This is a genomic window from Aminobacterium sp. UBA4987, from assembly GCF_002396985.1.
GTDB classification, from domain to species: Bacteria; Synergistota; Synergistia; order Synergistales; family Aminobacteriaceae; genus Aminobacterium; species Aminobacterium colombiense.
The window spans coordinates 111649-136107 of record NZ_DGZF01000001.1; the positions used below are offsets into that span (position 1 = coordinate 111649).

Genomic DNA, 24459 nt, shown 5'->3' on the forward strand with positions numbered 1-24459 from the left:
GTAATGTGATGCTGTTAATTACTAAATATAATTAACTTGAAGGAGGAAAGATCATGTTAAGAAGAAGCTGGGCTATGGTTCTAATGGTGGCTTTTTGCATCATGATGTTTGCCGGTGGGGCATCAGCCCGAACTCTCCAATGGACCCTTGCGACAGGGGGAACTGCAGGGACCTATTATCCCCTGGGAGGAGCAATTGCTCAGATACTCAGCAATCACGTACCCGAAGTTAATATAACTGCACAGTCTACTGGAGCTTCAGTAGAAAACATGAATTTAATTACAGCTGGAGACGTTGACCTCGCTCTCGTACAGAACGATATAGCGCATTATGCGTATACCGGAACTGAGTTTTTTAAAGGAAAGATACAGAATGTAAGAGCAATCGCAAGACTTTACCCAGAAACAATACATGTTGTGGTGCCAGCAGACAGTGAATTAGTGACAATAAGAGATTTTAAAGGAAAAGACGTGTCCGTAGGTGCGCCTGGAAGCGGGAATGAGGCAAATGCAAGGCAGATATTTGGTGCCTACGGTCTAGAGTATAAGGATTTTACTCCTCACTTCCTTTCATATGCAGAAACAGCGGACCATTTTAAAGATAGAATGCTTGATGCTTTTATTTACACTACAGGCGCCCCAAACTCTTCTATCCAGGATATTTGCACCCTTCACAAGATTAAATTTATCCCTATTTACGGGAAAATGAGAGAAGCTCTCATGGCAGAATATCCCTTCTTTGCAGTGGAGCTGATGCCTGCAAATACCTACAGCGGCCAGGTAGAGCCTGTGGAAACAGTTGCTGTACAGGCCATTTTGATTGCTGGCGAAAACCTTCCGGAAGAAGAAGTTTATTTGATAACCAAGGCCCTTTTTGAAAACCTTGATGAGGTTGGAGAAAGTCATCATAAGGGAAAATCCATTACGTTGGAGAAGGCCCTGGACGGTATTACGATTCCCCTCCATCCAGGTGCAGAGAGATATTATAAAGAAGTGGGGTTAATAAAATAAGGAAAGCATCGTTGATTTCATGAGCAAAAAGAGTTTTCTGAGAAGATGATCTCTCAGAAAACTCTTTTTTAAAACTTAGTGATGATAACTTTATACATGAAAAGAGAATGCCTATTGAAAAAATATTTTCTTCCCACCGTAGTCATGAGTGTTTTTGTTTTTATAGTATCCTTTATATACCCCTTCCAGACAATAAGGGTAAAAAATAAGGATAGAGAGATCGTTTATCAGAGGGTTATTGATAACGGAGATCGTTTTACGATCCGATGTATACACTCTGTTGAAAAAACTCCAGTTGACGAGACTTATGAAATAGTTGAAGGGTATATTACTTTGGTGGAAACTGTTTACTCGGACTTTGGTGCTGGTTTGCCTCATTGTATCTCCGAAAACCAATCGTTTACGAGGGAGCCAGGTAAATTTATTATCACGGGTTACAACTTAAAAATCCCTCAATTAGAGATCAGAGTAGGACGTTTTGCAGATCATGCTTTCCTTTTCAAAAAAAACATCATAAAGCTAGAGGATTGGGTGGAACCTGGTCAACCGGTAAGTTTTCAAATAGAAAACACTAATCTTTTCAATGTTCTTTCAATGTTCAGGGGGTGGCGTGGTGAAAAATAATCAGGCACTTAACGAGTCTGAGCATGTAGAAGAAATTAAAAAGAGCGAAGTTAATGTAGAAGAAATCCTTAAAAAATATGATAAAGAATCAAATTTTCGTGAATTAAATAATATATGGGGGAAAGTGATTGTTTTTCTTTGTATAGCCTTTTCAGCGTTCCAGCTTTATACTGCGGCTTTCGGAGTTTTTCCCGCTCAGATCCAGAGGGGAGTTCATCTATCATTTACACTGGGACTTGTTTTTCTCCTTTATCCTGTATCTTCTAAATCGCCTAAGAATAAACTTGCATGGGTTGATATCGTTCTCGCTGCTCTTGGTGCTTGGATAGGATTGTATATAGTCATTAATTACAAAGAAATTGTTTTGAGAGCGGGATTGCCTACCTGGGGAGATTTAATCTTTGGGACTTTAGCTATATTTTTAGTTCTCGAAGCATGCCGCCGTATAGCAGGTCTCCCTATTTCATTAGTGGCCGCAACTTTTCTTTTATATGCAAAATTTGGGGCTTATATTCCGGGAATGCTTGGTCATAGAGGTTTTCCCCTTAAAAGAATTATTACTCATATGTATGTGACCACCGAAGGAATACTGGGTTTGCCGCTAGGTGTTTCGGCAACCTTTGTCTTTCTTTTTATTCTTTTCGGGGCCTTTTTACATATAACAGGTTTGGGAAAGTTTTTTATAGATCTGGCTCTTTCCGCGACAGGTCATAGGGTAGGGGGCCCTGCAAAGGTAGCAGTGCTTGCTAGTGGTCTTTTTGGCACAATTTCGGGGAGCTCTGTAGCTAATACGGTTACAACAGGAACATTTACTATTCCTCTGATGAAAAGCATAGGTTATCCAGCTCATTTTGCAGGGGCCGTAGAAGCTACAGCCTCTACGGGGGGCCAACTTATGCCTCCCATCATGGGAGCTGCTGCTTTTATAATGTCGCAATTTTTAGGAATAGCTTATATTAAAATAGCGATTGCAGCAGCTTTGCCTGCAGTGTTGTACTACTTGTCCGTTGGGATGATGGTACATATGGAAGCAAAAAGACTTGGGCTAAAAGGTCTGCCTAAGGAAACTTTGCCGAATGTAGGCAAAGTCCTAAAAGAGGGGGGGCATCTCCTGATCCCTATTTTTGTAATAGTATATCTTCTTGTGAAGGGGTACACTCCTTTAAGAGCGGCCTTTGTTTCTATTATAGTAACAGTAGGAATAGCAATGCTTAAAGCTAGTACCAGGCTTAGTTTTAAAGATATACTCAAAGCCATGGAAGATGGGGCTCGTTCAGCTATTGGTGTTGCTGCTGCATGTGCATGTGCAGGAATTATAATAGGAGTTGTAACTCTTACAGGAGTAGGGCTCAAACTGGCAAATGGAATTGTCGTACTTTCAGGCGGCAGTTTCTTCCTAACATTGCTTTTTACGATGATTGCTTCCATTATTTTAGGAATGGGCTTGCCTACGACTGCAAAATATATTGTTCTTGCATCTATGGCTGCGCCTGCAATACAGAAATTTGGGGTTCCCCCTTTGGCAGCCCATATGTTCATACTCTATTATGGTATCATAGCAGACTTGACTCCACCTGTAGCGTTAGCAGCATATGCAGGCGCTGCGATAGCTAATGCAAATCCTATGAAAACAGGGTTTACCGCTTTAAGGCTGGCAATTGCGGGATTCTTGATTCCTTTCGTTTTTGCGTATAATCCACAATTACTCCTTATTGACACAACTCCTGTTAAAGTATTGTTCTATTCTGCCACTGCTCTAATAGGTGCGGGCGCGCTGGCTTTTGCAGGGACGGGCTATTGGCTAAGAAATTTAAGGATATGGGAGAGAGCAATTCTTTTTGGTGGGGCTCTAGCGCTTATTTTCCCCGGGCTAGTGTCAGATTTAATAGGTTTAGGTACGTTAGCGCTTATTTGGGTAGTTCAGAAAATAACTTTAAAATCAAAAGCAGAGTAGTTTTTTGTATGGGAAAAGAAACAATGTTTCAAGGATGATTTTTTAAAAATAATGTAAAGCCTGGTTATTGTTAAGAGTAGAGTAGCCAGGCTTTATTTTATGTTATAAACGTTTTAGATAATGCGCAATATATTCGCACATTTTCAGATAAAAAAAGCCGCAATCCCCGGAAAGGTGTAGAGTTTTATCTGCGACAACAAAACCTACCCGAAGAAAGGTGGCTGCTGCATATGAAAGAAGATGTTACAGAAAAGAGACCAGTAACATCTTTGGGCCAAAAGATTATCAACATTGATGAAAGAGAGATACGCAATCATCTTGAGCATATAGTGGAAAGAGCGTGGAAAACACGCTGAACAGTCTGCTGGGCACCGAAGCGGATGTGTAATGCAACACAAGTCGGTACGAATGACCTCCAGAGCGAGAGGACACCAAGGCGAGATATTACACCAGATAGCTTCACCCCAGTAATCTTATTAGTTGAACATTTTTGATGCGACTTGAGTTAACCCTAGTTCTTCCAGTTTCCCTTTCGTTGGTACCCCTTGTTCATCCCAGCCTTTAGCAGTGTAAATAATATCGAGAAGACGGTCTTGATTAACCACCTGTCCTTTCCCTGGCCCGTCCGGTGCAGTTTCTTTGCTGAATCTTTCGGGGAGATAGTCATCTTTCCTGGTGAAACCTTCTCGGATGTTAAAGAGCCTTTCTAAATTAAGAACCCGTTCGCTGACTTTAAAGAGATCTCTATATGAGTATTCAAGACCTGTAGCGTTGCTGAAAAACTCTGCCCAGGTTTTGCCTTTTACGGCAAGAGTAATGCTGGCGAACAAGCACACTCCAAGAAGATTTGTTGCCATAGAAAGCTCTTCCAGAGATTTTACCCAATCTTTATTTTCTTCACTTAAAGGATTAACTCGTTCTTTTATGCCAAGTTCTTCTTCTAAATATCCAAAGACGTCGATTGTAGCGCCATAGGGTCTCAGATGGTCAGCCCCGCGGGGTGAGATTATGTGGGATAGAGCCTCAGCTTTGCTTGCTCTCACACCATCAGCTGCCATTTCGGGGCCTTTCACATGCATGACATATTTTTCAGCATCGTTTCCAATAGAATGGGCGGCACGGAGGGAACCCTCACCCAAAAGGGTTGCAAAGCTATCACGTCGACGTGCGATGCGTTCTACGAGCTCTACAATGGCGTCACTGTTTCCCCAAGATAGATCTAGCCCTTCCGTTGTATTGTTATCGATAACTCCTTTTTCGTACCATTCCATGGCTGTAGCTATTACCTGCCCTGCAGAGATAACATCAAGGCCAAGGTCATTTGAGATGTAGTTGGCTGCTGCGATAGAGTAAAGATCTGTGTTCCCAAGCTTTTGTCCAAAAGCGGCAAGAGTTTCATATTCTGGCCCCCCTCCTGAAAGGCCTTTATATTTCCCTTCAGAAATTGAGGTTTTTCTAATGCATCCAATCGGACAGTTAAAGCAGCGATCTTGTTTTACATTGAGTTTTTTGTGATAGGTTTCATATCCAATATCGTTGTTGAAATCAGTAGTGGTGTGTTGCCATTTGTAAGCAGGTACTAGTCCAAGGCCATTCATTGCATCAAAGAAGGATGGCGTTCCAAATTTCATCATTTCTTCTCGTACAAAAGGTTCATCGTATAATTCCTGGATAGCTTTTTTTACAGCGATACCAAACCTATCTGCATTATGTAATGGCGTCTGAGCAGCAGGACCGTACACAGCTATAGCTTTCAGGTTTTTGCTTCCCATAACGGTTCCACCGCCACCTCGTCCCGCTGCGTGATCATTGCCCATCATGATAGCGGCAAAGCGAACGAGTTTTTCTCCAGCTATTCCAATACTGGCTATTTCTGTCAAGAGGGCATTTATTTCTTTACGTATGGATTCTTCTGTTATGAGAGTATCCTTTCCCCATATTTTTTCAGCGGAATGAAAAAGAATATTCTCGTCACTTACGGAGAGGAAAGTGGGTGTTTTGGCGCGACCATGAATGACGAGCATGTCATAACCTGCCCGTCTAAGTTGCGGAGCCCATGTTCCACCTGCATTTACCGCGCAAATTGTACCTGTTAAAGGAGATTTAAACATAACAACAGTTCGTCCTGAACACGGAGCTTTAGTTCCCGTAAGGGGGCCACAGATAAAAAGGAGTTTATTTTCTTCTGAAAGGGGATCAATGTTTGAATGGAGGTTTTTTGCTAGGTAAATGGCTCCGAAACCTTCTCCGCCAATGTAGTTTCTGACCCAGTTTTCATTGAGTTTTTCAACCCAGCGCATACTGTTGGTCAGATCTACATTTAGTATCTTTCCGGTATAACCGTTATACACTTCGCATCCCTCCCTGGATAGAGAATAGGTTTCCCTTTCCAAGAGTGGGAGGCGCAGCCGTTTCCCGCTACACCCTGTCGGTTGTCAGCCATCTCTTACAAAAGATGAGGAAGGCTTAACAACTCGGAAAAACCACTTTGTTAGAATGATAAAAAGTGTTTTACATTTTATCCATAATAACAGTTCAAAAAACATTTTCAAACTGTTGTTTTATTCTCTTTGTTAGAGTACTGATGCTCTTGCTCTAATAATTGTAATAGCCTTAGGAGCACAAAATTGAATACATGAGGGCATTTCAAAATCTTCGCACATGTTACATTTTTCATCAATATATGCTTTAATTGTGCCTTCTTTGTTATCTCTATCAATTTTTATAGCGCTTGCAGAAAAAAAGAACGACTGTGTGTGGTAATAAGAGCAAGCCAAAACACACGCCATACAACCAGTGCAAAGAGACTCGTTTATTTTAATTTCGTATTTATTGTAAGCATCCATTAGCAGTTCCTGATTTCTTCTTTAATCTTCCCGCTTTTCTTAGCTCTTTCGCTAGTTCTGGGAGTCCTAATTCCAAAAGTTTTTCTTCTGTTTGCCAACCACTTTCTCTATCCCAGCCGTGGCTTTCGTAGTATTCATCAAGCATAGTGTTCCATTTACCAACCTCAATCTTTTCCCCCTTAAAAGGGCCACCAGAAACAGGGATATGAGTTAATTTATAGGGGGGCATGTCGTCTTTGCGAGAAAAGCTAGCATGCAATGTGTTAAAACCTTTTTCTATATTGTAGACTCGTTCTCCTAGTTTTAATAAGTCCTCTCCGCTCACATGCCAACCTGTAGCCCAAAAAAGTAACTCTGAAAAGTCTTCTGGTCCTAAAAGATTTGTATCAAACCAATAGGATGCCGAGGTACATATACCAAGTGTATCAGCAATGATCTTGTATTTTTCAAACCACGAAACGAGCTTTCCTTTCCCTTCATAAACTAGTGGGTCTCCTGCAGTTGGGATGTTAAAAAGGCTTAAGCTTTCTTCTTTTGAAAGTCGTTTTTGCTCTGTATTTGGAGCACCCGCTAAATGACTACCCCCACGGGTACTAACCATTATCCCCAAAGCCCAGCCTTTAAAGGATCGCATCCCTTGTTCGCACATGCCAACTTTTTTTGCATGCATAGCATATTTTTCGGTGCCGTTACCTATAGCTGAAGAAGCTTGATATACACCTTTTGCTAAAAGATCTCCCCAATTGTTATTTCGAAAAGCAATTCTGTGAAAAAGATCTAGTATTCCTGGGCCGTCCCCCCATTTCAATATAAGCCCTTCTGTAATTTGAGGGTCAATGAGTTTCTTTTGAAAAACTTCTATCGCCCAAGCAATAACAGCGGATAGAGAATCGCAATTCATGCCATACCTATTCGCTATCTCATTTGCTTTTAAAATATATTGTCTATCATCCAAATCAAAGTTGCTTCCAAAAGCACGATACACGTTAGTTTTTAAGGCCTCTAGTTTTAGATCTTTAAAAATGCCTTCTTTTACGTGATAAAAATGACTACAATATACTGGACAAGAAAAATTAGCTAATCTGCGCGTTTCATATTTTTCTTTGAAAACAATTTCTTTCACTTTTTGTGTTTTCACCGGATCCCATATCTCGTCTTCCATATTACGTACGCTTTGAGGAACAGTTCCATCTATCCCCCCAGCTCCAGAAGTTCCTAGTAGCCCATATTTTTGTACTAATCTGACCATTTGAGAATCATAAAGTTTTTGCCATTTTTCCTTGCAGCAATTTATGAAGTTATCTGGAGAATAAGGTACAATAGCTTGGGTTCCCCGCGCCACAACAGCTTTAAGTTTCTTTGAGCCCATAACTGCTCCACAGCCACCCCATCCTGCTGCTCGTGACTTATCTACCATAATACAAGCCATTGTAACTAAATTTTCTCCTGCCTGCCCAATAGTTGCAATGTGTATCTTCGGGTCACATAATTTTTTTCGGAGAAGATCTTCTGTTTCCCACGAGTCTAATCCCCAGAGATCCGTGGCAGAATGAATTGTGACTTGGTTATCTGCAATCATCAGATAAACGGGCTCTCTTGATTTTCCTTTTATGACAAGGTGGTCTATCCCTGCATATTTCATTTCTGGTGCAAAGTGCCCGCCTGCATTGGCAAAAGATATACCACCCGAAGCCACATTTTTAAAACTTATATTAAGTCTTCCAGAACACGGTGCTAAAGTTCCTGTCAAAGGGCCAGTGCTAAAGACAATAATGTTTTCAGAGTCTAAAGGGTGGCAGGCAATGGGAACCCCCCTATAAACGAGATAAGAACCAAGGCAACGTCCACCAATATAGGCTTTATATTTTATGGAAGGTTCATATGTAACTTTTTTGGTCGTCAAATCTACCCAAGCTATCTTCCCCTCATTTATATACATGGAACTGACTTCCCCTCCTTGATTCTTCTTTTACTTTGGACGGATAGTCAAAGCATTGCGAGGATTATCTATGATCAAAGTATTAATCTCATCGTTAGTTAACCCCTTTTTTCTTAATAGCGGGACGAAATAACGAAGAATATGGGCATAGCCATGTCCACCATATGTGCAACACATATCTTTCGTGCAAACGTCACATGAAAGGAGTATTCGATTCTGAAAGCCAGCATCCATGAGTTTAAGAATTTCGTTAGCACGGTAGTTGTCATTAGGGATATCTACTATAAAATCTAAATCGAAATATCCTTCGCGGCCTATAGCGTCATATTCAAGATAGCATCCTGTTTTTGCTACTTCACACCTTGATTCATGGGTTAGCAATGTTCTATCGACGTGACTCATAATTACAGAGTTGAGATTAGCACCTTCTGCTGAAAGGATTTCAAGAATTTCCATTGGTGCGCGTTTATTCCAGCCAGGGTGAATATTAATAGGGACTCCTGTTTCTTTTTGTGCTCTGCCAGCTGCTTTGAGAACTTTTTTCTCCCCTTCTTTTAGAGGCCAAGAACATCCAATTTCACCCATAACTCCTATTTTTATTCCTGTTTCATCTACTCCGTCATTTATTTCTTTAAGGAACTCTTCGTAAAAGTCTTCTATTCCTTTTTCTAGCTCATCTGCAGACCAAGCCTTTTCCCAGTAATAACCTGCTCCCATAACTATATTAAGGCCTGTGGCTCTAGATATTCTTGCGAGGGCTCTAGGATCTCTTCCATGGTTCCTGTTACTAACGTCAATTATTGTTTGCCCACCTTCTTGCTTAAACATAAGTGCTTCCTTTATCGCAACATTCTCATTAAGTAGCATCAGGTTATCAAAATTGCTAAAACGATGTTTTCGTACCCAGTCAAGGTTTTCCAAAGACACTGGTTCGTGGGCTTTTGCATAGTCCGTAGCAGCGCGATGCTCTTTATATATAGATTTAAAGTTCATGACAAGATGCTCATGGGGGAGCGTGACTCCCATATCTGTTGATTCTATTGGGCCTAATACTGTCATAACATACTCTCTCATATTTATTCCTCCTATAATTGTTTAGCAAAGAGCCTATCTTTTTTATGCAAAAGTTCTTTAAAACGTTTATTAAAAATAGAATTTATTTCACGAGGTGAAAGGCCCCATAGAGATATTAATCCGTTAGGCAAGAAGGTGAGCGTAAGCACCAATAGCACGCCATAAATAATTAAGCGATATTGATCTGCTACCCGTAATACTTCTGGCAGAAAGGTCAAGATAAAAGCTCCTAATATTCCTCCTGGCAGACTGTCCAATCCTCCTACAATAGCCATTGATATAAGAAAAAGAGAGGGCATCCATGTAAATTGTTCTGGAGATATAAAACCTATAAAAGGAGCATAAAGAGTACCAGCTATTCCTCCAAAAGCTCCAGCTATAACAAAAGCCAGTATTTTATATTTCATTGTGTTTATACCAATAGATTGAGCTGCGTCTTCAGACTCTTTTATAGCAAGAAAAACTCGTCCAAACTTTGATTTAATAATTCGGTTCATTAACCAGTATGCTAATATCAGAAATGATAAGACGAAAAAGAAATAGTATTTAAGATCTAACAGTTGGAATGAACCGATAGAAGGGGGTTTTATTCCCGAACAGCCAAAGGGGCCTCCTGTCACGGCTACCCAATTAAGGATAATAACGTAGACAAGTTCCCCGAAAGTTTGGGTCACAAGGGCTAAATATGGGCCACCTCGAAGTTTCAGTGCAGGAATACCAAGCAAGGTGCTAGCTGTTGCAGAAAAAAGAATTGCAATTGGTAGTGCAAACCAAAAGCTAAAACCTACTTTGACACACAGTGTTGCGGAAGTGTAAGCTCCTATACCCATGAAAGCTGCCTGACCAAGATGCAGCTGTCCTGTGTATCCAGATATAAGATTTAAACCTAAAACGGCTACTGCATTTATCGATGCGAGAGTAGAAACAAATAGAAAATAAGGGTTCTGTGAAACATAGATAACACCCGCAATGAGTATGAGGATAATTTTTAAGTTTTTCTTCACGTACGTAGTCATGATAGCTTATCCTCCTAGTGTTTTGTATATGCTTTTTGAAAAATCCCCGTGGGTTTAAACGCAAGAATCATTATTCCGACAGCATAAATGATGGCATCTCTATATCCAGAAGATACAAAACCAGCAGTAAGACTTTCTCCTACCCCTAAGAAAATGCCACATATAAGAGCTCCCGGTATATGTCCGACTCCACCTACTACAGCAGCTATAAAGGCTTTTAACGCAAGAGATGAACCTAATTCAGGAGTGATATTAAAAAGAGGCGCAACTAGAACACCTGCAATTGCTCCTAAAGCTGCAGTTATTGAAAAAGTGCCAACTCGTGTCCAAGAAACGCGTACTCCCATTAGTCCAGCAGCTTCAGGATCATCTGCCGCTATTCGCATAGCTAATCCAATTTTCGTTTTTGCAAAAAAGAATGACGTTAAAGCAAGGCAAGTGATTGCAATTAACATTATATAAATGTTTCTAATTGGAAAAGGTACCCCATTAAGAATAATTGCTCCTGTCCCCCAAATAGCAGGAAGTGCTCGAGGTTCTGGCCCCCAAATAAGAAGAGCAGCATTTTTAAGAATTCCAGATAGAGATATTGAAACAAGCATAAAAGTTATTTTAGATTCTCGCTGGAAATGCCTAAATAAGACTCTTTCTATGCACATGCCGTAAAGGAGCATGAGTACGATAACTACTAGAAAGGACACAAAAAGGGGGAATTTTAATGTTACTATACATGTGTAAGCTAATAAAGCCCCGATCATTAAATTATCTGCATGTGCAAAGTTAAGATAACCAAGAGCTTTGTACACCATTGTAAACCCCAAAGCTGCGGTTCCATATATCATCCCTATCGTAAATCCATTTATTAATTGTTGAAAAACAAGGTCTTGGATCACTGCCCTCACCTCCATTTAAAGACGTTATTTAATCAATCTCCGTGAGCTTAGAGTAGAGATGAGCGTGTCTATCTCCAAAAACGGTCATTTGTGCCCTTTCTTCTAATAGAGTCTTCCTCTCTAAAGTTGCATATATAACATCTTCTTCATCGTCTTTTGCCAATGCAACAATAGTTCCAACAGGATCAGAGATACAACTGTGCCCAAAAAAGACTGCATGGCCATCATCACTACCTATTCTGTTTGCAGAAATAGTATACATTCTATTTTCTGCTGACCTTGCGGCTGTGTAATGTTCAAGCAATCGAGGTTTATTAGAAAAAGAAGGCATGTTCCATAGAAGACAAAGAATTTCTGTTCCTTCCAAAGCTAAAGTTCTAGTTAGTTCTGGAAACTGAGTATCATAACAAATAGAAATGCCTATTGTGCCAAGATCTGTTTGGAAACTTTTAATAGAATTTCCCGGTGCAAAATAGTGTTTTTCTTCACCTGGAATATGTACCTTTCGGTGAGTCCCGACGACCTCCCCATCAGGAGAGATTAATACAGCTGAGTTATACAAGGTTCCAGGAATAACAGGATGTTTTTCGGACATTCCCACAATTACGTAAACGTCACATTCTTGAGCTTGCCTTGCGATCTCCTCTGTAAAATTTCCTGGGATATAATCAGATGCTTCGTAAAATTTTCTACCAAAATGTTTGTCTCTTACAGTTATATAACCGGCATTTGAGAGCTCGGGGAAAACAATGAGTTCAGCACCATTTTGGGCAGCCTCTGAAATTTTTCTTTTGATAATCTCAGTGTTTTTTTCAACAGATAAGGAGTGTAGGTCTATTTGAATTGCGGCTACAACTACTTTTTCTTTCATAGTATTTACCCTCCCAATAGAATTGGAAGAAAGGGTCCTTTTTGAACCCTTTCTTCCAAAATTAAATAATTACTGAGTTCTTTTAATGAAAGTGTAATCTCCTTTTTCCGCACGAATAATCATAACATCTCCAATATATTCGCCAGTGAGGCTATCTATAGAAATTTTACCTTGAAGCCCCTCGAAATCTTTTGTAGACCTAATTGCATCACGAATAGCCTTAGGATCAGTTGTGCCAGCACGTTTTATAGCGTTTAATGCGAGCATGGTGGCATCATAAGCTCTTGCGGAGTTTTGAGACGGCATTTTCCCATATTTTTCTTGGTAACGCTTTACCCATGCTTGTATTTTCTCTTCAGGGATATTAGGGATAAAGGGAACTGTTTGATATGTACCTTCGTACGCTTCCCCCGCTAACTCAAAAGTTTTGGGGTGGACGCAGCCAGTAGAGGTATAAAATTGTACATTCCATCCTATCTCGCGAGCTTGTTTCATTATGAGGCTTCCTGGGAAATACTGGCACCAGATAAAGAGACTGTCTACGCCAAGGGCTTTCAATTTCGTAAGTTGAGAGCGCATATCTTTATCTGCTCCCATAAAACTTTCCGCACCTGCGAGGTCTATCCCTTTTTCTTTGAGACCGGCAGTTACAGCATTTAGTCCTCCATTCCCAAAATCATCATTTACATAAATAATCCCAAGCTTCTTTGCATTATTGTCTAGTGCAAAATTTACAATAGCTTTGGCCTGAATGCTATCACTGGGAAAGGCTCTGGTTATCCACATATTCCCAATGTCAGTGACCTTAGGGGAGCTAGATCCCGGTGTGACCATGGGTATTCCATAGCGAGTTATTACTTCCATATTTGCAAGAGTGCAAGAACTATTATGAGCCCCTATAATTGCAACAACCCTATCTTGGTTAATTAGTTTCATGATTGCGCTTGCTGATTGTGATGGCTGCGACGCATCATCATACGAAACAAGTTCAACCTTTTTTCCCAAGAGTCCTCCCGCATTGTTGATATCATCAATAGCTAACTTTTTGCCATCAAGTTCGTCAAGTCCTCCAATAGAACTTTCTCCGGTTAAAGGGCCTACCGATCCAATTTTGAGAGTGCTAGCTCCAAAAGCAGCGGTTGCAAAAAATAAACTCAATAATAAAAAACACATTGTTTTGGCCGTTCTTTTCATACTATACCCCTCCCATAAATTTAATTGCGTAGATATTTCTTAAGAGACTTAGACGCCAAGGTACTTCTTTCTCACTTCATCGCTAGATATTAAGCTTATACCTGTCCCCTCAAGCACAAGCGTTCCAACTTCCAAAACATAAGCGTAGTTACTAATTGCCAACGCCATTTCCGCATTTTGCTCGACAAGGATAACGGATATATTTTGGCTTTCTTGAATTTCTTTTACTTTTTCGAAAACCATTTCAACTAAATTCGGTGCAAGCCCCATAGAGGGCTCATCGAGTAAAAGAAGTTTCGGTGCTGACATGAGGGCCCTCCCAATAGCTAGCATTTGTTGTTCTCCACCGCTTAGGGTACCAGCTCGTTGTTTTCGGCGTTCTTTTAGTTTTGGGAAAAATTCGTACACATTTCCAACTCGTCCAGCAATAATCGATTTATCTTTGCATAAATAAGCTCCGGCCAGTAGATTTTCTTCAACAGTTACACTCTTAAAAATTCGTCGTCCTTCTGGACAGAGAGAAATTCCTTTATAAACTCTTGACGGAGGAGTTAGTTCTGTTATATTTTGCTGGAAAAAGAAAACTTCTCCGCTTGTGGGAGTTACCAATCCCATTATTGTTCGCATAAGAGTGGACTTCCCCGCGCCATTAGCACCGACGAAAGAAAAAATACCAGTTTGAGGAATGGAAAAAGAAACTCTATTTAGCGCACGTATAATGCCATAATGAGTGGTTAAATTTTTAACTTCTAACATTTCTTATGCCTCTTTCCTAAATAAACAGCTATCACTTCGTCATTGTTTTGTATTTCTTCTGGCGTACCTTTAGCTATTACAGCCCCAGAGTTAAGAACTGTTAGTCCGTCGCATACGGACATAACAAAGCGCATGTGATGTTCTATCAGTAAGATAGTAAGTCCTGTTTTTTGCAGTTTTTGTAGTAACTCTGCAACAGATAAGCTTTCTTGTTCATTCATACCTGCTACTGGTTCATCTAGAAGTAGGATCTCTGGATTTGAGGCTAAAGCTCTTGCTATTTCTAAGAGTCGCTGTTTGCCGTAAGGTAAATTACATGCCTTTGAATGGATCTCTTTTTCCAAGCCTACAAATAAAAGAATATTTTCTGCTTCCGCGGTCATACGCTTCTCCTCTTGAGTTTTGCGGGGGAGGATAGATAATAAAAAATTATCTTTAGATCTGCAAAAACTACCAGTTAAGACATTCTCTAAGGCGGTCATATGGGGAAAAAGATTAATGTTTTGAAATGTTCTGACAAGACCTTTGTTAGCTATCGTGTGTGGTAGCTCTTTTGATATGTCTGCCCCGTTAAAATTTACACTCCCACTCGTAGCTTTATAAAAGCCTGTAACCACATTGAGAAAAGTTGTTTTTCCTGATCCATTGGGGCCAATAAGCCCTCTAATTTCACCTTTATTAATTTTAAGTGAAACATTTGATAGGGCGGTCAGTCCCCCGAATTTCATGGTTAAATTATTTGTTTCCAAAATCAAATTAAATCCCCCCTTTATGCTAAATCTTTAACACACGAGATCTCCTTTTTCCATAATTACTTGTTTATCAACATAAAAAGTTCCCTCTTTTAAAACTAAATCTATATGGGTGGGTGCGATTGTTTCTCCTCCCATAGTATGGTTGTCACCTATTCCAAAATGTAAGGTTCCGTACACTCCCTCATCTTCTAGCATGCTGCCAGAAAGAGTGCATGCCGGGTTTAACCCTATTCCAAATTCAGCAATATTATAGACATTTGGATTATTGTAGGATGATAAGTATTCATGGAGTTTAATTGCTTCTTCGGAGGTTTGTTCGATTTCATTTATGATGCCGTTTTTTACGTGCAAAATAACATCATGTAAAACAGGGCCGATATGGGGAAGGACAATGCTGCCGTCTATTACTATTGTTCCTTGAGCTGACCCTTTGACAGGAGCTATGCATGTTTCAATATCCGGTGGAGAGTTGATCATTCCCGGTAGGTCACTTATGCCACCTTCTGCGATGCCTTTCCTACCTTGAATGGAAAAGATCAAGTCTGTTCCTTTAGCACTAGAAACATGAACTTCTTTCCCATCTGTTAATATGGCGGCTATTTTTTCTGCTATATCACGCTGTTTTTTAAAATCAACGAATAGGCCGCCGCTACGAAGCATCTTATTTGTATAGTCTGGCAAATTAACCCATCGTACTCCACTTTTAGATGCAGCTAGCCGTGCTTCAGAGTGGAAAAGAGAGTATGATGTTACTGCAAAAACAACATCTGCAGAAAGAAGAGCGTTTCTAACGCTATCTGGTGGGTTTTCTCCGTGGGCAGTGCGGGGAGTCATTATTATTATTACAGGATTTGCATTAAGAGCGTAACATGTTCCTGCTAAGTATTCTGCAATTTGTGTTTTATTGGTATCCGTAACTATAACAACATTTTCGCCGCTTTTTACGGCGCCGCATACTTCGACGAGTATACGCGCTCCTTTTAATTCTTCAATCATGAAACATGCCCCCTTATAAAAATAGCTACAAACCGTTTAATAATTAGGCAGCAATTACGTTCAGTAACTATATTTAAAATGCGGAATAAAAATCCTAGGGCTTACAGATAAAGGGATCTAAGAAAATTAAAATAACAAAAAACAATATAGAATACATTGCATCATACACTAAGCAAAATATATTCAGTCTATTTCGGGGGATTATACCATTTTTGAAAGTATTTTCAAGAAAGATTTTTCTAAAATGAGTACTAACTTGTTTGTGCTTTTTTGTATTAAATTTAATCCTATGATGGGAATTCTGAATAGTTTGTAAAGATATAAGTAGTGCTTAAAACAAAAAAGTTTCTTAATATATAAAATAATTTCTTTAATATTTTTATGGGAGGTAAGTTTTGAGAGTATGTCTTGTTTGTTAATGTAAATAATTTTAAAACTATTTTATCTTTGTCTAAAATTTAAAAATAATTCCGTATGCGAGTTGTTGGAGCATCAAAATAATAAAGCCCTTAAGGGCTTTATTATTTTGATGCTTTAAAGAAGTTTGACAGGCTACTCATTGTCAAAAAAAGGGGATTTCATAGTTCGCTTTTCAGCATTTTCAAGGTGTATTTTTACTCTTTGTTCTACAAGATCAGGATTATGATTTTTTAGTGCTTCGATAATGGATAGATGTTCGTAAGTTACAGAAACAATAACTTCTTCCAAAAAAGGCCCCTCTTCTGCGAAATACCGAATTCGCCTTGCGTTAATGCTCAAGTTGTTCAGCGAGTTAATTATAAGATAGTTTTCTGTGTATTTCGAAAGAAGCGCATGAATAGCTAGGTCTGATTTTTTATATAATTCAAAATCACTTGGGTGCGCGAGTACTGTTTGCAAGGTAGACTCAAGAGCTTCAAGTTCTGCGTCTGAGCAATGGATAGCTGCATCTCGAGATGTATGGGCTTCAAGAAGTCTGCGAAACTCCCATGTATATTGGGCTAGTTTTTTACTGACTTGTGTTACAACCGCTCCTTTGTTTCTTTCGATACACACAAGCCCCATGCTTTCTAAGCGAAGTAGAGCTTCTCGCACAGGGGTTGTACTTACCCCCAGCTCACTTGCGAGTTTGTCTATTTGCATAAGTTCTCCAGGTTTGTATTCGTTGTTGACGATTTTTTCTTTAAGAGTTTCAAAAACTTGATCTCCAAGGGATTGAAATACTTTTATACCCATATTTTCCATCCTTCCATAGCATAATGATTTCACTAGGTGAACTTTTAATATACTTTCGTCTTTTTTGCAGTTGCTGTCAAGGGTAAGGAGGAAGGAAATGCAAAGTGCTTAAAATATTATCTGCAATGTATGTAATATATTTGACATTAAGCATTGCGCATGTTATTACTTATTTTACGTTATTTAAAAAAAAGGAAAATATTGTTTGCCAATATAAGTTGAAAGGAGCTTTGTCTATGGGAACTTCTGATGAAAATAAGCAGAGCAGAGTTTTATCAGGTGTCCACTTTATGCTAGGCAATTATGCGTGTGTAGAAGGCGCCTTGGCTGCAGGATGTGATTTTTTTGCTGGATATCCGATTACACCGGCCAATGAGATTTCGGAGAGAATGTCACAGCGTTTGCCGGCAGTTGGAGGGCACTTTCTGCAAGGGGAAGATGAATTATGCTCCATATATGCAATTTCAGGAGCCTCTTTAGCGGGCGCGAAGGCCATGACAGCCACTGCAAGTGCTGGCTACAACTATATGCAAGAGGGTATTGGGTATGCCGTAGCTATAGAAGCTCCTATTGTTATTGTAGATGTGCAGCGTTGCCGAGGAGAAAATTTTGCAACACAGGCAGATGTAATGCAGATGAGATGGGGTGTAAGCGGCGATCACGAAATGATCGTTCTTGCACCATCTTCAGTACAGGAACTTTTCGACTACACAGTTCGGGCCTTTAATTTAGCAGAACAGTACCGCACTCCAGTTGTTGTTATGTCAGAAACAACCATAGCTTTAATGAGAGAACGCCTTTCTATCCCTGAAGCGTCCGATATTCCCATAGTTCATAGAAAGAGAACAACTGCTTCCCCAGAAGAATATATGCCATTTAAAGCCGACCCCTTTGGAGTGCCAGATTTCGCCGAGCTGGGAGAAGGTTATCATACCATTTATTCTTTAAACCCCCATGATGAAAAAGGAAGTATCGATTGGGATCCAGATGTGTTCGAAAGACTTTACAAGAGAATCACTGGAAAAATCTGGGAGAACAGGCACTCTATATCTACAACTCAGACCTTTAATATGGGCGATGCTGATGTAGCCCTTATCGCTTACGGAAGTGAAGTTCGACCATGTCTCGATGCTATGGATCTTGCTCGTGAAAAAGGGATAAAGGTCGGGGTTCTTAAACTTGATGCTGTTTGGCCTGTTCCGGAAGAAGCGATACGGGATGTTGCCCAAAATGTGGGCACGGTTATTTCTGTTGAGATGAATATAGGTAAATATGCGAAGGAAATAGAGCGAGTGTGCGGCGGTCTTTGTAAAACAGCAAGAGCTACACGCAATAGGGGACTTATTCATTCTCCCCAGGAAATATTAGCCGTGATAGAGGAGGTCTGGGCATAATGCAGAAAAATCCTTTAAGAAAATACCTGCGCGAAGAAAAGCTGCCCCATATGTTTTGTCCAGGCTGTGGGTGTGGTCAAGTTCTGAATACTTTTCTGCAGGTAGTAGACGAGATGCAGATTGACCTTGACTCCACAGTTGCCATAGGTGGCGTTGGGTGTACTGCTCGCATTCCGGTTTATATTAAAACAGATATGCTGCATGGCGTTCATGGGAGGACGTTAGCCTGGGCAACGGGCATTAAACTACACAAACCTCAGACTCGTGTCATTATCTTTGCTGGTGATGGCGATGCAGCGGCAATCGGAGGCAATCATTTTATCCAGGCTGCTCGTAGAAACCTTGACGTTACAATGATTGTGGTAAACAACTTTAATTTTGCCATGACTGGAGGGCAAGTGGCTCCCATGACTCCAGCAGCAGCTGTCACGATGACGACCCCCTATGGAAGCGGAGAGCCACCCTTTGATTTGTGCAAGGTAGCGGAGGCCGCCGGGGCAACCTATGTGGCCCGTTCTGCAACCCCATTTCAGCCTCAAATGAAAAGTCTAATGAAATCAGCCCTTTCCCATAAAGGATTTGCCGTTCTTGAAATCTTATCTCAATGTCCTACCCACTTTGGTCGCTATGCGCTAAACACCGGTCAGCCTCAAAAAATATTCGAGTGGATACGATCTATTTGTGTCATGGCCAAAAAGGCAGAAAATATGAGTGAAGAAGAGCTGGAAGGAAAAACTGTTTTAGGGGAATTTGTAAATAAGCAGCGGCCTGTTTTTGAGGGAAGCTCTGTTTATCGAGAGGGGGTTCAGGCATGAAGCCTTTGAGCATCCGTTTATGCGGTTACGGCGGGCAGGGCATTATTCTTTCTGCCATTATTCTTGGAGAAACGGCGGTTACAAAACAGGGGCTCTATGCTGTCCAGACCCAATCTTATGGTTCTGAGGCGAGAGGGGGACAATGCCAATCAGAGTTAATTATTTCTGACACCCCTATTCGTACGCCCATTCAGGAAAAAAACGACATTCTTGTTGCACTCTTTCAAACAGCTTTTCGTTCCTATGTGCCGGGGCTTAAGAAAGATGGTTTGCTTATTGTAGATAGTGAACTTGTACCAGATCTTTCAGGTGTTGGTTCTGAAGTATCTATCTATAAGATCCCCGCTACTGAGATAGCTATTGGCCTAGGTAATAAAATGGCAGCGAATATGGTGGTGCTTGGTTATCTTCAGGCTAAAACAAATCTTTTCACGAAAGAGCACCTTTTAGATGTGGTGAGAGATACTGTAAAACCGCGCTTTTGGGATCTTAACAAAAGAGCCGTAGAGGCTGGCGTTCAGTTTGCTTTAGATCCGGAGGACAAGGCTGATGAAACTCTATGAATTTCAGGGAAAAGAGCTTTTTGCCCGTTGTGGCATCCCTGTTCCTAAAAGAAGGCTCGTGCGATCTTTCGAAGATCTAGAAACCCTTGACGCTCCTCTCGTATTAAAATCACAGGTTCTTTCTGGAGGACGAGGAAAAGCTGGTGGAGTCGTAGTATGTGATGACAATGCTTCTCTTGTTCAGGAAGGGAAAAGATTAATAGGATCAAGCCTCAAGGGAGAGAGAGTATTAGCCCTTCTTGCGGAGGAAAAGGTAGACATTTTACAAGAATACTACCTTTCATTCGTTATAGATGGAGAACTTAAGAAACCACTGATCATTGCCAGTGCCGCCGGAGGCATGGAAATAGAGAAGGTAGCTGAAGAAGAGCCAGAAAAAATTTTGAAATTGTCTTTTGACCCTCTTGCGGGACCTTCTGATTATCATTTCAGAAGAATTGCAGATTTCCTGAGTCTTCGTAACGAACTCAAGGATTTGCGTAAGGTCTTGCGAGCCATGTATGCTCTGTTCAACCAGTATGATGCAAGTTTAATTGAGATTAATCCATTAGTGAAAACCTCCGCAGGACTTATTGCCCTCGACTCAAAGATCAATCTAGATGACGATGCTGAATTTCGTCAAAAAGAAATTTTCCAAGAGTTTCAGGAACAGCAAAATGTAATCCAACAAAACAACGCAAAAGCGAAAGATGAGGGTACCATTACCTATGTTCCTCTTGATGGGAATATCGGTATGATTTCAGACGGAGCTGGTACGGGGATGCTTTCTCTTGACCTTATTCGTGATTTTGGCGGGGAAGCCGCTGATTTTTGCGAAATGGGAGGCTTGACTAGCCCTGATGTGATGTATCAGGCTATGGAAACAGTGTTTAACAAGGCTACGAAAGAGCTAAAAAGTTTGCTGGTTATACTCATCGGTGGATTTAACAGAATGGATGAAATGGCAGAAGGCATTATTCGCTACAAAAATGATCATGGTCTTTCAGTGCCTCTTTTTGTGAGGTTATGTGGAACTATGGAGACAGAGGGTAAGAAAATGATGATAGACTCAGGCCTTCCAGTGTTTGATGACCTTGAAGAAGCTGTTGAAAAAGCTGTTATGGCAGCGGAGGGGAATAGCCATGTCCATTCTTATTAATGCAGATACTAAAGTGCTCGTTCAGGGAATAACAGGTCGCTCAGGAGCCCTTCAAACTCAAACTCTTATTGAATATGGGACCCGCATTGTGGCAGGAGTTACGCCAGGTAAAGGCGGAATGATAGTACACGATATACCTGTTTTTGATTTTGTCAGTGAAGCAGTTTCAAGGTATGGTGCCGATGCAGCTATTAGTTTTGTCCCGCCTGCTCTTGCCAAAGATGCTGCTTTTGAAATTATTGACAGCGCTGTCCCTTTGCTTGTTCTTACGATGGAAGGCATTCCTCAAAAAGATGTGCTTGCAATTATCAGTTATGCATCAGCCCATAATACACGGATTATAGGCCCTGGAGCTGCCGGGTTGATCGCTCCAGGGAAGTGTAAGCTTGGCGCTCATCCTGCGCGAATGTTTAAAGAAGGACACGTAGGGGTTGTTTCTAAGAGTGGCGCCCTTTCGTATGAAATGGGGAAAACGTTGACAGAAGCGGGAATAGGACAGTCTACAGTGGTTGCTCTTGGTGGTGGCCCTATCTGGGGAACAACTCAAAAAGAAATAGTTGAGCTTTTTGAAAAGGATCCTGAAACAGAAATTATTTTGCTTCTAGGAGAAATTGGCGGGGCAACGGAGATTAAAGCAGCGGAATATATTGCTGAACACGTAACGAAACCGGTTGTTTCCCTTATTGTGGGAAGATCGGCTCCAGAAGGGAAATCTTTAGGCCACGCGGGGGCTATCATCAGAGGCAATAAAGGAACAGCTGCTTCAAAAATGAAAGCTCTTGCAAAGTCTGGCGTATATGTGGCGCAAAATCCAAGAGAAGTTATTGAGATTATTCGCAAATTGAGGTGAAGCTTATGACCATACATATCGATAAAGATTTATGTAAGGGTTGCGGACTTTGTGTAGAGGCCTGCCCGACGAATGTTTATGCAATTACTGGCGAAACAAACCGTAAAGGCTTTGCTGTTGTAACGGCTGTTAATGCTGAGAAGTGCGTCAAATGCAGAATATGTGAGAAGACATGTCCCGACCTGGCTCTATATATTGAAGAATAGATGGAGGGGTAGAATAATGAGTAGAAAAGTTTTATCGGATCTTGTCGCTGGCATAGAACCATCTCCCACCGAAGAAACGTCTTTTCTGGCGAATAGCTTAAAACGCCAGGGTGTTGATGTTATCAGCTTTGCTCAGGGAGAGCCAGATTTTGATACCCCCGATTATATTAAGAATGCCGCTATAGAAGCTGTTCAAGAGGGATTCACCAAATATACTGATGTTCCAGGGATTCTTGAACTTAGAGAGGCTGTGGTGCAAAAACTAAAACGTCAGAATAATCTTGATTATGATGTTTCAGAAGTTCTTATAGGTAATGGTGGGAAACAGCTTCTTTACGAAGTTTTTGCTACATTGTGCGATCCAGGGGATGAAGTGGTTATACCTACACCTTGTTATGTGAGCTATGTAGATCAAATACGTTTAACAGGGGCCAACGCTGTTTTTATGCCTACTCAGGAAGAGAATAAGTTTCGTCCTCGCTTAGAAGAAGTACAAAAGATTTGGAACCCGAAGGTTAAAGTTTTTGTTTTGAACTCGCCTTGTAATCCCACAGGTGCTGTGTTTGAAGAAGAAGAGATGAGAAAAATAATGGATTTTCTCGTGGAAAAAGAAACTTTTGTAGTTACAGATGAAGTATATGAGTATTTACTTTATAACGGAGCGAAGCATACTAGCCCTGCGGCCTTGGATATACGGTATAAACCATGGTGCGTTCTTGTTAATAGTGTTTCTAAAACTTATGCAATGACTGGTTGGCGAGTAGGGTATGCGGCTGGGCCAAAAGAAATTATCAAGGGAATGAATGCTCTTCAGGGCCATGTAACAGGAAATGTGAACTCTATTGCCCAAAAGGCAGTGGTAGAGGCTCTTTCTGGCCCTCAGGAAGATATTGTTCTTATGGTAGGGGAATATGCGCAGCGTAAAGATTATATAGTTAATAGAATTAATTCTATCAATGGACTCTCATGTATCGACCCAGACGGTGCTTTTTATATTTTTGCCAATGTAAAAAAACTGATAGGCAAAACCTTTGGGGGGGAAAGAATCAAGAACGATAAAGATGTGGCAAAATTCTTTCTCAATGTCGCTCATGTGGCGGTAGTGCCAGGGATAGCCTTTGGTTACGAAGGGTATGTGCGTTTTGTTTTTGCGAAGTCTCTCGACACCATTAAAGAAGGCCTCGATAGAATAGAAAAAGCCATACTCCGTCTTGAATAGCCCAGTGAAACACTCCTCTTACGAAGGAGGGAAACGTATTGTTTCCCTCCACTTTCTTTCTCTTAGTTTTAAACAAACGGGTATCCTTTATAAATATTAATAATATCTCGTAAAATAGAAGCAGCTGCGGGCGTAGTTCCCGATGCTCCTCCTATAACCGTAAGGTCTCCAAGAGTGTCGGTTATATAACGTACGGCCTTATTAGTACTATTCACGTTAAAGAGGGGGTGATCCTGGCTTAAAGCTTCAATTCCCACTGTAAGCGCTGTTCGGTTATTTCCTTTTTCAGCCTTTCCTATTAATTTAAGACGTTTTCCTTCTTTTTTCGCTTCCTGAATATGTTGGGGTGAAAGACGGGTTATTCCCTCAACGCGAATTTCTCTTAGTTTATGTTCTTCTTCCATAAGAATGTTGGTAAGTATGAGAAGTTTTGTTGCAGTATCCCAGCCTTCCACATCCAGTGAAGGGTCTGTTTCTGCTATGCCCATTTGTTGGGCCTGTTTCAATGCCTCTTCATAGCTGCAATCTCGTTCTTCCATTTCGCTGAGGATATAATTACTTGTTCCGTTAAGAATTCCTTCAATGGAAAGAATTTGGGCTCCTGCAAGATCAAAACGTCCTGCGTTAATAGTGGGCAAAGCTCCACCTGTTGTACAGCCTATCCCTAATTGCACGTGGCTTTTGGCGGCAAGGGTGCATAATTGTTTATAAGCTAAAAGAACGGGTCCCTTGTTGGCCGTTACTACATGAAAACCTCTTTCCAATGCTTTGCTGATATGGGTCAGTCCAGGCTCTCCCGTTTTATTGTTTGTGGGTGTCGTTTCTATTAATAAATCCACATCTCGCCGCATAATAAGGTTCTGAAAGGTTTCTTTACGAATACCTTCATCGGGAAACTCACAAAGCTCTCCTCCTTGGTGGACGTGTTCAATAAGACGCAGGGGGTCAATTCCCATAGGATTATAGATACCCCCCTTGCTGTTCATTACAGACTTAAGGATAAGTGTAAGGCCCATGCTCTTTAATATTTCATGCTTATCGTGTAAGAGCTCTATAAAAGCTTTTCCTACTCCTCCAAAACCAATAAGGGCAATGCGCATTTTAAACCTCCTTGGGAAAAAGTACTTTAAG

At 40.8% G+C, this 24459-nt stretch carries 24 protein-coding genes and 1 riboswitch; of the genes, 11 read left to right on the forward strand and 13 right to left on the reverse strand.

The window, feature by feature from the left end; all coding sequences use genetic code 11:
- Window positions 1-53: 53 nt before the first annotated feature.
- The 4 genes from B2U56_RS00540 (at window position 54) to B2U56_RS00555 (ending at window position 3944) form a co-directional block, all read left to right on the forward strand.
- Window positions 54-1010 (forward strand): TAXI family TRAP transporter solute-binding subunit, encoded by a 957-nt coding sequence (locus tag B2U56_RS00540; protein ID WP_286951513.1) that lies wholly within the window; start codon window positions 54-56, stop codon window positions 1008-1010.
- Between the two features lie 114 nt (window positions 1011-1124).
- Window positions 1125-1634 (forward strand): DUF1850 domain-containing protein, encoded by a 510-nt coding sequence (locus tag B2U56_RS00545; protein ID WP_286951514.1) that lies wholly within the window; start codon window positions 1125-1127, stop codon window positions 1632-1634.
- Window positions 1624-3588 carry a TRAP transporter permease gene (locus B2U56_RS00550; protein WP_286951517.1) on the forward strand — a complete coding sequence of 655 codons (1965 nt, stop codon included), beginning with the start codon at window positions 1624-1626 and terminating at the stop codon, window positions 3586-3588. Before B2U56_RS00545 ends, B2U56_RS00550 begins: the two co-directional genes overlap by 11 nt.
- 230 nt (window positions 3589-3818) lie before the next feature.
- Entirely contained in the window at window positions 3819-3944 is a 126-nt protein-coding gene (locus tag B2U56_RS00555) for a hypothetical protein (protein ID WP_286951519.1), read from the forward strand.
- A gap of 120 nt (window positions 3945-4064) precedes the next feature.
- Here B2U56_RS00555 and B2U56_RS00560 read toward each other — a convergent pair whose 3' ends face one another.
- The 12 genes from B2U56_RS00560 to B2U56_RS00610 all read right to left on the reverse strand — a co-directional run bounded on the left by B2U56_RS00560 (window position 4065) and on the right by B2U56_RS00610 (window position 17143).
- Complete coding sequence (locus tag B2U56_RS00560) at window positions 4065-5939, reverse strand: aldehyde ferredoxin oxidoreductase family protein (RefSeq protein ID WP_286951520.1); 1875 nt, start codon at window positions 5937-5939, stop codon at window positions 4065-4067.
- Window positions 5940-5954: 15 nt separating this feature from the next.
- A riboswitch (molybdenum cofactor riboswitch) is annotated at window positions 5955-6080 on the reverse strand.
- 81 nt (window positions 6081-6161) lie between these two features.
- Window positions 6162-6434 (reverse strand): 4Fe-4S binding protein, encoded by a 273-nt coding sequence (locus tag B2U56_RS09800; RefSeq protein ID WP_353936256.1) that lies wholly within the window; start codon window positions 6432-6434, stop codon window positions 6162-6164.
- Window positions 6418-8373 carry an aldehyde ferredoxin oxidoreductase family protein gene (locus B2U56_RS00565; protein ID WP_273312882.1) on the reverse strand — a complete coding sequence of 652 codons (1956 nt, stop codon included), beginning with the start codon at window positions 8371-8373 and terminating at the stop codon, window positions 6418-6420. The genes B2U56_RS09800 and B2U56_RS00565 overlap by 17 nt, the downstream gene beginning before the upstream one ends.
- A 30-nt stretch (window positions 8374-8403) precedes the next feature.
- Window positions 8404-9447 (reverse strand): phosphotriesterase family protein, encoded by a 1044-nt coding sequence (locus B2U56_RS00570; RefSeq protein ID WP_273312880.1) that lies wholly within the window; start codon window positions 9445-9447, stop codon window positions 8404-8406.
- Window positions 9448-9458: 11 nt separating this feature from the next.
- Complete coding sequence (locus tag B2U56_RS00575) at window positions 9459-10463, reverse strand: branched-chain amino acid ABC transporter permease (RefSeq protein WP_286951522.1); 1005 nt, start codon at window positions 10461-10463, stop codon at window positions 9459-9461.
- 14 nt (window positions 10464-10477) lie between these two features.
- Window positions 10478-11356, reverse strand: a complete 879-nt coding sequence (locus B2U56_RS00580) for a branched-chain amino acid ABC transporter permease (protein ID WP_273312874.1) — start codon at window positions 11354-11356, stop codon at window positions 10478-10480.
- 28 nt (window positions 11357-11384) lie between these two features.
- On the reverse strand, window positions 11385-12227 hold the full coding sequence (locus B2U56_RS00585) for a carbon-nitrogen hydrolase family protein (protein WP_273312871.1): 843 nt from the start codon (window positions 12225-12227) through the stop codon (window positions 11385-11387).
- Between the two features lie 69 nt (window positions 12228-12296).
- Window positions 12297-13421, reverse strand: coding sequence for an ABC transporter substrate-binding protein (locus B2U56_RS00590; protein ID WP_273312868.1), 1125 nt, complete (start codon window positions 13419-13421; stop codon window positions 12297-12299).
- 48 nt (window positions 13422-13469) lie between these two features.
- Window positions 13470-14177 carry an ABC transporter ATP-binding protein gene (locus tag B2U56_RS00595; RefSeq protein WP_286951525.1) on the reverse strand — a complete coding sequence of 236 codons (708 nt, stop codon included), beginning with the start codon at window positions 14175-14177 and terminating at the stop codon, window positions 13470-13472.
- Window positions 14171-14932, reverse strand: a complete 762-nt coding sequence (locus B2U56_RS00600; protein ID WP_273312862.1) for an ABC transporter ATP-binding protein — start codon at window positions 14930-14932, stop codon at window positions 14171-14173. The genes B2U56_RS00595 and B2U56_RS00600 overlap by 7 nt, the downstream gene beginning before the upstream one ends.
- A gap of 27 nt (window positions 14933-14959) precedes the next feature.
- Window positions 14960-15928, reverse strand: coding sequence for an aminopeptidase (locus B2U56_RS00605; RefSeq protein ID WP_273312860.1), 969 nt, complete (start codon window positions 15926-15928; stop codon window positions 14960-14962).
- A 552-nt stretch (window positions 15929-16480) separates the two neighbouring features.
- Window positions 16481-17143, reverse strand: a complete 663-nt coding sequence (locus tag B2U56_RS00610) for a GntR family transcriptional regulator (RefSeq protein ID WP_286951527.1) — start codon at window positions 17141-17143, stop codon at window positions 16481-16483.
- A gap of 236 nt (window positions 17144-17379) precedes the next feature.
- Here B2U56_RS00610 and B2U56_RS00615 point away from each other — a divergent pair, with 236 nt between their 5' ends.
- Genes B2U56_RS00615 through B2U56_RS00645 form a run of 7 tightly spaced genes read left to right on the forward strand, consistent with a single transcriptional unit; the run spans window position 17380 to window position 23328 of the window.
- A complete protein-coding gene (locus B2U56_RS00615; protein WP_286677201.1) occupies window positions 17380-18537 on the forward strand; it encodes a 2-oxoacid:acceptor oxidoreductase subunit alpha in 1158 nt (385 codons plus the stop codon).
- The gene (locus tag B2U56_RS00620; protein ID WP_273015367.1) at window positions 18537-19352 is read left to right on the forward strand and encodes a thiamine pyrophosphate-dependent enzyme; all 816 of its coding nucleotides are present in this window, start codon (window positions 18537-18539) and stop codon (window positions 19350-19352) included. Before B2U56_RS00615 ends, B2U56_RS00620 begins: the two co-directional genes overlap by 1 nt.
- The gene (locus B2U56_RS00625; protein WP_013047917.1) at window positions 19349-19915 is read left to right on the forward strand and encodes a 2-oxoacid:acceptor oxidoreductase family protein; all 567 of its coding nucleotides are present in this window, start codon (window positions 19349-19351) and stop codon (window positions 19913-19915) included. Before B2U56_RS00620 ends, B2U56_RS00625 begins: the two co-directional genes overlap by 4 nt.
- Window positions 19902-21053: a succinate--CoA ligase subunit beta gene (locus tag B2U56_RS00630; RefSeq protein WP_286951532.1), complete on the forward strand. Its 1152-nt coding sequence runs from the start codon at window positions 19902-19904 to the stop codon at window positions 21051-21053. The genes B2U56_RS00625 and B2U56_RS00630 overlap by 14 nt, the downstream gene beginning before the upstream one ends.
- Window positions 21037-21903 carry a succinate--CoA ligase subunit alpha gene (gene sucD / locus B2U56_RS00635; RefSeq protein ID WP_286951534.1) on the forward strand — a complete coding sequence of 289 codons (867 nt, stop codon included), beginning with the start codon at window positions 21037-21039 and terminating at the stop codon, window positions 21901-21903. Before B2U56_RS00630 ends, sucD begins: the two co-directional genes overlap by 17 nt.
- Before the next feature lie 5 nt (window positions 21904-21908).
- Window positions 21909-22109 carry a 4Fe-4S dicluster domain-containing protein gene (locus B2U56_RS00640; protein WP_013047920.1) on the forward strand — a complete coding sequence of 67 codons (201 nt, stop codon included), beginning with the start codon at window positions 21909-21911 and terminating at the stop codon, window positions 22107-22109.
- A 16-nt stretch (window positions 22110-22125) separates the two neighbouring features.
- Entirely contained in the window at window positions 22126-23328 is a 1203-nt protein-coding gene (locus B2U56_RS00645) for a pyridoxal phosphate-dependent aminotransferase (protein ID WP_273312279.1), read from the forward strand.
- Between the two features lie 68 nt (window positions 23329-23396).
- Here the strand turns inward: B2U56_RS00645 and B2U56_RS00650 are convergent, their stop codons facing one another.
- Entirely contained in the window at window positions 23397-24428 is a 1032-nt protein-coding gene (locus tag B2U56_RS00650) for a homoserine dehydrogenase (RefSeq protein WP_273312281.1), read from the reverse strand.
- Between the last annotated feature and the right edge of the window lie 31 nt (window positions 24429-24459).